General features: G+C 61.9%; 8 protein-coding genes. 5 read left to right on the forward strand and 3 right to left on the reverse strand.

Translation table 11 applies throughout. The features are described from left to right. The first annotated feature begins 89 nt into the window (after positions 1-89). From BLR16_RS27005 to BLR16_RS27020, 4 genes are all read left to right on the forward strand, one after another. A complete protein-coding gene (locus tag BLR16_RS27005; RefSeq protein WP_003435137.1) occupies positions 90-1,100 on the forward strand; it encodes a sulfate ABC transporter substrate-binding protein in 1,011 nt (336 codons plus the stop codon). Between the two features lie 95 nt (positions 1,101-1,195). Next, complete coding sequence (cysT, locus tag BLR16_RS27010) at positions 1,196-2,017, forward strand: sulfate ABC transporter permease subunit CysT (RefSeq protein ID WP_003367677.1); 822 nt, start codon at positions 1,196-1,198, stop codon at positions 2,015-2,017. Positions 2,018-2,030: 13 nt separating this feature from the next. Then, positions 2,031-2,903: a sulfate ABC transporter permease subunit CysW gene (cysW, locus tag BLR16_RS27015; protein WP_002551394.1), complete on the forward strand. Its 873-nt coding sequence runs from the start codon at positions 2,031-2,033 to the stop codon at positions 2,901-2,903. A 2-nt stretch (positions 2,904-2,905) separates the two neighbouring features. Next, positions 2,906-3,886, forward strand: a complete 981-nt coding sequence (locus BLR16_RS27020; RefSeq protein ID WP_002551393.1) for a sulfate/molybdate ABC transporter ATP-binding protein — start codon at positions 2,906-2,908, stop codon at positions 3,884-3,886. A 267-nt stretch (positions 3,887-4,153) separates the two neighbouring features. Here the strand turns inward: BLR16_RS27020 and BLR16_RS27025 are convergent, their stop codons facing one another. The 3 genes from BLR16_RS27025 to BLR16_RS27035 are packed head-to-tail and all read right to left on the reverse strand — an operon-like array spanning position 4,154 to position 7,124. Further along, positions 4,154-4,966: a sulfite exporter TauE/SafE family protein gene (locus BLR16_RS27025; protein WP_003435140.1), complete on the reverse strand. Its 813-nt coding sequence runs from the start codon at positions 4,964-4,966 to the stop codon at positions 4,154-4,156. Then, positions 4,959-6,212, reverse strand: a complete 1,254-nt coding sequence (locus BLR16_RS27030) for an NAD(P)/FAD-dependent oxidoreductase (protein ID WP_074809272.1) — start codon at positions 6,210-6,212, stop codon at positions 4,959-4,961. The genes BLR16_RS27025 and BLR16_RS27030 overlap by 8 nt, the downstream gene beginning before the upstream one ends. Positions 6,213-6,239: 27 nt before the next feature. Then, positions 6,240-7,124, reverse strand: a complete 885-nt coding sequence (locus BLR16_RS27035) for an MBL fold metallo-hydrolase (protein ID WP_003435144.1) — start codon at positions 7,122-7,124, stop codon at positions 6,240-6,242. Between the two features lie 264 nt (positions 7,125-7,388). On the opposite strand from BLR16_RS27035, the gene BLR16_RS27040 reads away from it, so the two are divergent. Continuing rightward, the gene (locus BLR16_RS27040; protein ID WP_074809275.1) at positions 7,389-8,708 is read left to right on the forward strand and encodes a sigma-54 interaction domain-containing protein; all 1,320 of its coding nucleotides are present in this window, start codon (positions 7,389-7,391) and stop codon (positions 8,706-8,708) included. The last annotated feature ends 152 nt before the right edge of the window (positions 8,709-8,860 follow it).

Raw genomic sequence — 8,860 nt, forward strand, 5'->3', positions numbered from 1 at the left:
AAAAACAGCAACGCGCCCGTGCGAATGCCGTTCTGACGCGCCAAGAAATCAAAAAAGCCAACACACAGCATTTCCAGGAGCTTCAATCTATGTCCATTCGCCGTTTTGCGCTGGCGGCTCTCGCCAGTGCTGTTTTCGCAGGCTCGGCTGTCGCCAAGGATTACGAACTGCTCAACGTGTCCTACGATCCGACCCGCGAGCTGTACCAGGATTACAACGCAGAATTCGTTAATTTCTGGAAAAAATCCCATCCGGACGACAAGGTCGAGATCAAGCAATCCCACGGCGGCTCGGGCAAGCAGGCGCGTGGCGTGATTGATGGCCTGCGCGCTGACGTAGTGACCCTGGCACTGGCCGGTGATATCGACGAAATCGCCAGGCTCGGCAAGACGCTGCCCGAAAACTGGCAGACCCGTCTGCCGGACGCGAGCACGCCGTACACCTCGACCATCGTGTTTCTGGTGCGCAAGGGCAACCCGAAAGGCATCAAGGACTGGGGCGATCTGACCAAGGAAGGCGTCTCGGTGATCACACCGAACCCGAAAACCTCCGGCGGTGCGCGCTGGAACTTCCTGGCCGCCTGGGCCTACGGCCTGAAGGCGGGCGGCGGTGACGAAGCCAAGGCCAAGGAATACGTGCAGACGCTGTTCAAGCACGTGCCGATCCTGGATACCGGCGCACGCGGTTCGACCATCACCTTCGTCAACAACGGTCAGGGTGACGTGCTGCTGGCGTGGGAAAACGAAGCGTTCCTGGCGTTGAAAGAAGACGGCGGCAAGGACAAGTTCGACATCGTCGTACCTTCGCTGTCGATCCTTGCCGAACCTCCTGTCGCCGTGGTCGACAAGAACGCCGAGAAGAAGGGCAACACCGAAATCGCGACTGAATACCTCAAGCACCTGTACAGCAAGGAAGGTCAGGAAATTGCTGCGAAAAACTTCTATCGTCCACGTGATGCCGAAGTGGCCGCCAGGTACGAGAAGCAATTCCCGAAACTCGATCTGGTGACTATCGACAAAGACTTTGGTGGCTGGAAAACTGCGCAGCCGAAGTTTTTCAATGACGGCGGCGTTTTCGACCAGATTTATCAGGCGCAATAAGCCGAAATGAGGATGCCGCCCGAGCGGCATCGCAGGCTTGGCCAAACAGCCCGGATTACCCTCCGGGCTTCGTGCAAGTGAAACCAGGGACTTTTATGTCGCGTCGTATCTCCCCCGTCATACCCGGCTTCGGGCTGACGCTGGGCTACACCTTGGTGTACCTCAGTCTGATTGTGCTAATACCGCTCGCCGCCATGTTCGTACATGCCGCGCAGCTCACCTGGGATCAGTTCTGGACCATCATCACGGCACCACGCGTGATCGCGGCACTCAAGCTGAGCTTCGGCACCGCCTTTTACGCAGCCCTCATCAACGGTGTGATCGGCACACTGCTGGCCTGGGTGCTGGTGCGCTACACCTTCCCCGGGCGCAAGGTCATCGATGCGATGATCGATCTGCCATTCGCCCTGCCCACCGCAGTGGCCGGTATCGCCCTGACAGCGCTGTACGCGCCCAACGGCTGGGTCGGCCAGTTCGCGGCTGATCTGGGTTTCAAGATCGCCTACACCCCGCTGGGTATCACCCTGGCGCTGACCTTCGTCACCCTGCCGTTCGTGGTGCGCACCGTGCAGCCTGTGCTGGCCGATATCCCCAAGGAAGTCGAAGAGGCCGCTGCCTGCCTGGGCGCGCGTCCGTTACAGGTGTTTCGCCACATCCTCGTGCCGGCGTTGCTGCCTGCCTGGCTGACCGGCTTCGCCCTGGCGTTTGCCCGTGGCGTGGGCGAGTACGGTTCGGTGATTTTCATTGCCGGCAACATGCCGATGAAAACCGAGATCCTGCCGCTGCTGATCATGGTCAAGCTCGACCAGTACGACTACACCGGCGCAACCGCTATCGGCGTGATGATGCTGGTGGTGTCCTTCATTCTGCTGCTGCTGATCAACCTGCTGCAGCGGCGCATTGAAACCCCATCCTGAGGAGGCGCAGAACATGTCTTATTCATCTGTTTCAGCCGCCGCCTCTGCCAACGCCGCCCGTCGTGGCAGCGCGGTGTCGCGACGCATTCTGATCGGCCTGTGCTGGCTGGTGTTCGTCCTGTTTCTAGGGCTGCCACTGTTCATCGTGGTGTCCCAGGGCCTGAAAAACGGTCTGGGCGCGTTCTTTACCGCGATCCTCGAGCCGGACGCGCTGTCGGCGTTGAAGCTGACGGTTATTGCGGTACTGATCTCGGTGCCGCTCAATCTGGTGTTCGGCGTCAGCGCCGCATGGTGCGTGAGCAAATACTCGTTCCGTGGCAAGAGCATTCTGGTCACGCTGATCGACCTGCCGTTCTCGGTGTCGCCGGTCATCGCCGGTCTGGTTTACGTGCTGATGTTCGGTGCGCAGGGGCTGTTCGGGCCGTGGTTGCAGGATCACGACATCCAGATTGTCTTCGCCCTGCCGGGTATCGTGCTGGCGACCATCTTTGTCACCGTGCCGTTCGTTGCGCGTGAGCTGATCCCGCTGATGCAGGAGCAGGGCACTCAGGAAGAAGAGGCCGCACGGCTGCTGGGCGCCAATGGCTGGCAGATGTTCTGGCACGTCACGGTGCCGAACATCAAATGGGGCCTGATCTACGGCGTGGTGCTGTGTACGGCACGGGCGATGGGTGAGTTTGGCGCGGTGTCGGTGGTTTCCGGGCACATTCGCGGCGTCACCAACACCCTGCCGCTGCACGTCGAAATCCTCTACAACGAGTACAACCACGTTGCCGCCTTTGCCGTGGCGAGCCTGTTGCTGATCCTGGCGCTGTTCATCCTGCTGCTGAAGCAGTGGAGCGAATCCCGCATTAACCGTCTGCGCCATAACGCGGCGGAGGAATAATCATGTCGATCGAAGTCCGTAACGTCAGCAAGAACTTCAACGCCTTCAAGGCCCTGAACAACATCAGTCTGGACATCCAGAGTGGCGAGCTGGTGGCGTTGCTCGGCCCGTCAGGCTGCGGCAAGACCACCCTGCTGCGCATCATTGCCGGTCTGGAAACCCCGGATGACGGCAGCATTGTGTTCCACGGCGAAGATGTGTCCGGTCACGACGTGCGTGATCGCAACGTCGGGTTCGTGTTCCAGCATTACGCGCTGTTCCGCCACATGACGGTGTTCGATAACGTCGCGTTCGGCCTGCGCATGAAGCCCAAACGCGAGCGCCCGAACGAGACACGGATCGCCGAGAAGGTCCATGAGCTGCTGAACATGGTGCAGCTGGACTGGCTGGCCGACCGTTATCCGGAGCAACTGTCGGGTGGACAGCGCCAGCGCATCGCCCTGGCCCGCGCCCTGGCGGTCGAGCCAAAAGTGCTGCTGCTGGACGAGCCGTTCGGGGCGCTGGACGCCAAGGTCCGCAAGGAGCTGCGTCGCTGGCTGGCGCGCCTGCACGAGGACATTAACCTGACCTCGGTGTTCGTGACTCACGATCAGGAAGAGGCCATGGAAGTGGCCGATCGCATCGTGGTGATGAACAAGGGTGTGATCGAGCAGATCGGCTCGCCGGGCGAGGTCTACGAGAACCCGTCCAACGACTTCGTCTACCACTTCCTCGGCGACTCCAATCGCCTGAGCCTGGGCGAGGAGGGTCACCTGCTGTTCCGTCCGCATGAGGTGTCGCTGTCCCGCCAGGAAATCGAAGACCACCACGCCGCCGAAGTCCGCGACATCCGCCCACTGGGCGCGACGACGCGGGTCACCCTGAAAGTGGAAGGGCAGAGCGAACTGATCGAGGCCGAAGTGGTGAAAGACCACGACAGCCTGGTGGGCCTGGCCAAGGGCGAGACGCTGTTCTTCAAACCGAAGGTCTGGCAGAAGCTTTAAGCCCGCCCTCCAGCTATCGTTCCCATGCTCCGCGTGGGAATGCCCTTCTGGACGCTCTGCGTCCGATCTTGAGTGCGCGGTGTCAGCACGGGCATGTGACGCAGAGCGTCACGAACTGCATGCCAACGCGGAGCATTGGCACGATAGTCACCTCACGACTTCCATCATTCCCGCGCTCCGCGTTGGCACGATAGTCGCTTCACGATTTTTATCGTTCCCATGCTCCGCGTGGGAATGCCCTTCTGGACGCTCTGCGTCCTCGTGCTGTTATCGCACGGACAACGCCAGCATGAACGCCGCGACAATGCCGCATACGGCGAAAAGTTGTTGCAGGCGTGGGCCGGCGAGGTAGCGGGCGACTTGTCTGCCGATGATCAGGCCGACGACTGCACCCAGCGCGAACGGCGCACCGACCGCCCAGTGCATCACCCCGCTCAGTGACGCGGTGATAACGCTGCCCGTCGAGACCAGGGCGATCACCGCCAGTGACGTCGCCACGACACTCTTCATGTCCAGGTCGCTGTAGCGGGTCAGCGCCGGAATGATCACGAACCCGCCGCCCACCCCCAACAACCCAGACAGCAACCCGGAGCCCACGCCGGTCAGCGTCAGTGCGCGCAGGCAGGGCATGGTCCAGCGCAGGCGGCCCTGCAACGGGTTGAGCACGCAGGGCAGGATCTCTGCGCGCGGCGCCGGCTTTCCGTGGCGCAATTCGCGGCTGGCCCTGATGAACATGCGTCCACAGGCGTACAGCAGCACAACCGAAAAGACCAAGGCCAGCGGCGTATTGGGCAGTCGATGAGCGAGCCACAGGCCCAGAGGCGCCATCAGTACACCAATGGACGCGATGTACCCGGCCGCACGATAGCGGACGATGCCCTGGCGCAGCCCCAGCACAGCACCGATCCCCGCCGCCAACCCTACGGCCAGCAGACCGACAGGCGCGGCTTCGACAATCGACAGACCGAGACCGAAGACCAGCAGCGGCACGGCGAGAATGCCGCCCCCCGCTCCGGTCAGCGCCAGCACCATACCGATGATGGTTCCCAGACCAACGCCCAGTAACTGATGCTCATCCATGCCGGGTGTCAGCCTTTTTCGGTTTGGCCAGCCATTCACGGCCCTTGAGCATGCCATGCCAGTACAGCGCGGGCAGCACTCGCGCTTTCAACCACCAGGCCAGTCGGGTCGGCTGGCGACCCTCCAGCAGCCAGCGCGGAAAGCTCGGCGCGACCTTGCCGCCATAGGTGAATTCGGCCAGCACAATGCGGCCGTTCTCGACCGTCAACGGGCACGAGCCATAACCGTCATACACAGCGGATTCACCCCGACGACCCAGCGCGACCAGCACGTTGTTGGCCACCACCGGCGCCTGCTTGCGTGCCGCTGCAGCGGTCTTGGCATTGCTGGTATTGGTGACATCGCCCAAGCCATGCACATTGGCGAACTGGCGGTGCTTCAGCGTGGCAGGGTCCACGTCCACCCAGCCTGCGGCATCGGCCAGCGGGCTGCTGCGGATGAAGTCGGGGGCAATCTGCGGCGGCACTACGTGCAACATTTCGAAGCTTTGCTCGACGGTCTCGCTGCTGCCATCGGCCTGCGTGCGGATGAACGTAGCACGCTTGCCAGGCCCGTCGACGGCGACCAGCCGATGGCTGAACCTGAGGTCGATGGCGTAGCGCTCGACGTACTTCATCAGCGCTGGCACATAGTCGGCGACACCGAACAGCACGCCACCGGCGTTGTAGAACTGCGTATCGATCTGCGCGAGACGGCCGCTTTTCAACCAGTGATCGCAGGACAGGTACATCGCCTTCTGTGGCGCACCGGCGCACTTGATCGGCATGGGCGGCTGAGTGAACAGCGCGCGGCCCTGTTTCAGGTTCTGCACCAGCTTCCAGGTGTAGGGCGCCAGGTCATAGCGATAGTTGGAGGTCACGCCATTGGCCCCGAGCGTTTCCACCAGCCCGTCGATGGCCGACCAGTCCAGCTTCAGGCCGGGGCAGACCACCAGTTGCTGATAACCGAGCACGCGGCCGTCGCCCAGCGTCAGCGCATTGTGCTGCGGCTCGAAGGTCGCTACTGCAGCCTTGATCCACTGCACGCCTTTTGGAATCAGCGAAGCCATGCTGCGCGCCGTCGACTGCGGGGTGAAGATCCCCGCACCGACCATGGTCCAGCCGGGCTGGTAATAATGGGTATCGGCAGGGTCGACCAAAGTGATTTGCAGGGTAGCGTCCCGGGCGAGCAGGCTTGCGGCAGTGGCGATACCGGCAGCACCGCCACCGACGATCAGGATCTGACAGGTTGTTGTCGAAGCATTCATCACAGGGTTTCCCAAGGCGGGCAGCGGTCAAAGGGCATTGAGCGGGATCTTCAGGTAGACGACGCCGTTGTCTTCCGGCTCGGGAAAGTGTCCGCAGCGCATGTTGACCTGCACCGCAGGCAGCATCAGCACCGGCATGTCCAGCGTCGCGTCGCGGGCTTCGCGCATGCCGACGAACGCGTCTTCATCCACACCGTCGTGCACATGGATATTGCTGGCGCGCTGTTCGGCAACCGTGGTCATGTATTTCAGCTCACGGCCATTGGGCAGGTAGTCGTGGCACATGAACAGCAGGGTCTCCGGCGGCAGCGCCAGCAGTTTCTTGATCGAGCGATACAGCGTGCGCGCATCGGCCCCCGGGAAGTCACACCGGGCGGTGCCGTAATCAGGCATGAACAGCGTATCGCCGACAAACGCGACCGTGGCGTCACCGACTTGCACCAGATAACTCATGCACGCCGGCGTGTGCCCGGGCGTGTGCATGGCCTTGACCTCAAGCGTGCCGAGGGCGAACGACGCGTTGTCTTCCAGCAGCACATCGAACTGGCTGCCATTGCGCGCAAAGTCAGGCGGCGCGTTGAACAGCGTGCCGAAGGTTTCCTGCACGGCGGTGATGTGGCTGCCAATGACAATTTGCCCACCCAGCCTCTGTTTCAGATACGGCGCTGCCGAGAGGTGATCGGCGTGCACGTGGGTTTCGAAAATCCACTGCACCGAGGCGCCCAGCGCCTGCGCCCGTTCGATCATCCGGTCGGCAGACTCGGTCCTGGTGCGGCCGGACTTGGGGTCGTAATCGAGCACGCTGTCGATCAGCGCACATTGCTTGCTGTGCAGGTCCATCACCAGATAGCTGATGGTCCAGGTATGCGTGTCGAAGAGCGCTTCGACATGGAGTTTTTCACCGATGATCATGTGCAATTCCCATGGCTGTAAATCGCCTCAAGGCCCGTTTGGTCAGGCCGGACGGTTGGCAGTCGTTGCCATGATGTCTCAATAACCATGCCAATCACTGCAAAGCCTGTTCAGCCCAGTAAATAAAGGCATTAGGAATTCTTTAAGAGCACCTGGATCAACTGACAAACCTGCGGACTGCCACATTCTGGCAGTCATTTGGCAGTCCATGGCACACGCTGGCAGACGGATGGGTTAAGCTGCGCCCAGCCCACAGGAGCACCCATGAACCTCATCGCCACCGATTTTCCCGGCAGTCGCATGCAGTCGCTGGTGTCATACCTCGAGCATGATCTGCGACCGACCATCGTGCTCGACACCGACTACAACATCATTGCCGCCAACACCGCCTACCAGCGCCAGTTCGGCGTCGAAGGCACGCCGCATGTGGGCGAGAAGTGTTATCGGGTGTCGCATCAGTTTGCGGTGCCATGCGATCAGGCCGGCGAGCATTGCCCGATGCGCAAGGCCCATGAAACACGGCTTCCGGAGCGTCTGCTGCACATTCATCACACTCCGCGCGGCCCGGAGCATGTGGATGTCGAGCTGCGGCCGATTCTCGATGATCAGGGTGAGGTGATCGCTTATGTCGAGCGACTGAGCTCGGTGGCGGTGGCATCCGTCCAGCCGCAGCAACACGGGCTGGTGGGGCGCTCGGCGGCGTTCAAGGAGGTTCTGAGCGCTCTGCAACGTGCGGCGCCCGCGCAGATTCCGGTGTTACTGCAGGGCGAGTCGGGCACCGGCAAGGAATTGTTCGCGCGCGCACTGCACGCCAGCAGCGCCAGGTCCGCCGGGCCGCTGGTGGTGGTCGACTGCACGGGGCTTACCGAAACCCTGCTGGAGAGCGAGCTGTTCGGCTATGAGAAGGGCGCATTCACGGGCGCATTGCAGCGCAAGACCGGTCTGGCTGAAGCCGCTCATGGCGGGACGCTGTTTCTTGATGAGATTGGTGAGGTGCCGCTGGCCATGCAGGTCAAGCTGTTGAGGCTGATCGAATCGGGCAGTTTTCGTCCGGTGGGCAGCCTGCGCACGGTGCACTCGGATTTTCGGCTGGTGGTGGCCACGCACAAACCGCTCCGGGAGATGGTCGCCGACGGCAGCTTTCGTCAGGATTTGTTTTACCGCATCAGCGCCTTTCCGATTCGCCTGCCGGCCCTGCGTGAACGCAGTGATGACCTGCCGCTGCTGATCGACAGCCTGCTGCAACGCATCGCTCCCGGCGCTGCTCCGCGTGTCGACGCCGAGGCCATGAAGCTGCTGAGTTTGTACAGTTACCCCGGCAACATTCGCGAGCTGCGCAACATACTCGAACGCGCCCGTTTATTTACCGACGACGGCATCATTCGCGCGCAGGACCTGCCCGCCGAGGTGCGCGGCCAAGGCGAAGCGGGTGGTGTGACGTACCGCCAGCAGGACGACGGCCTGGAGAGACTCGCCCATGCACTGCGAGTGTTCAATGGCTCGCGCAGTGAGCTGGCCAGAGAGCTGGGAATGAGCGAACGCACCCTGTACCGACGTTTGCGTGCCCTAGGGATTCCGCGCTGAAGCGTGAGGAACGATCATCACAACTATCGTGCGGCGCTCCGCGTCGCATACCGTTCTGGACGCTCCGCGTCCTCTTGACGACGCAGAGCGTCGAGAACTGCATTCCCACGCTGGAGCGTGAGGAACGATCATCGCAACTATCGTGCGGCGCT

Origin of the sequence: Pseudomonas sp. BS3767 (assembly GCF_900099665.1) — a bacterium.
Taxonomy (GTDB): domain Bacteria; phylum Pseudomonadota; class Gammaproteobacteria; order Pseudomonadales; family Pseudomonadaceae; genus Aquipseudomonas; species Aquipseudomonas cerasi.

What these genes read in the sequence shown, in the direction of transcription:
- cysT (WP_003367677.1), top strand. Translation starts at nt 1,196, where the DNA reads ATGTCGCGTCGTATCTCCCCCGTCATACCCGGCTTCGGGCTGACGCTG.
- BLR16_RS27005 (WP_003435137.1), top strand. Translation starts at nt 90, where the DNA reads ATGTCCATTCGCCGTTTTGCGCTGGCGGCTCTCGCCAGTGCTGTTTTC.
- BLR16_RS27020 (WP_002551393.1), top strand. Translation starts at nt 2,906, where the DNA reads ATGTCGATCGAAGTCCGTAACGTCAGCAAGAACTTCAACGCCTTCAAG.
- BLR16_RS27030 (WP_074809272.1), bottom strand. Translation starts at nt 6,212, where the DNA reads ATGAATGCTTCGACAACAACCTGTCAGATCCTGATCGTCGGTGGCGGT.
- BLR16_RS27040 (WP_074809275.1), top strand. Translation starts at nt 7,389, where the DNA reads ATGAACCTCATCGCCACCGATTTTCCCGGCAGTCGCATGCAGTCGCTG.
- cysW (WP_002551394.1), top strand. Translation starts at nt 2,031, where the DNA reads ATGTCTTATTCATCTGTTTCAGCCGCCGCCTCTGCCAACGCCGCCCGT.
- BLR16_RS27035 (WP_003435144.1), bottom strand. Translation starts at nt 7,124, where the DNA reads ATGATCATCGGTGAAAAACTCCATGTCGAAGCGCTCTTCGACACGCAT.
- BLR16_RS27025 (WP_003435140.1), bottom strand. Translation starts at nt 4,966, where the DNA reads ATGGATGAGCATCAGTTACTGGGCGTTGGTCTGGGAACCATCATCGGT.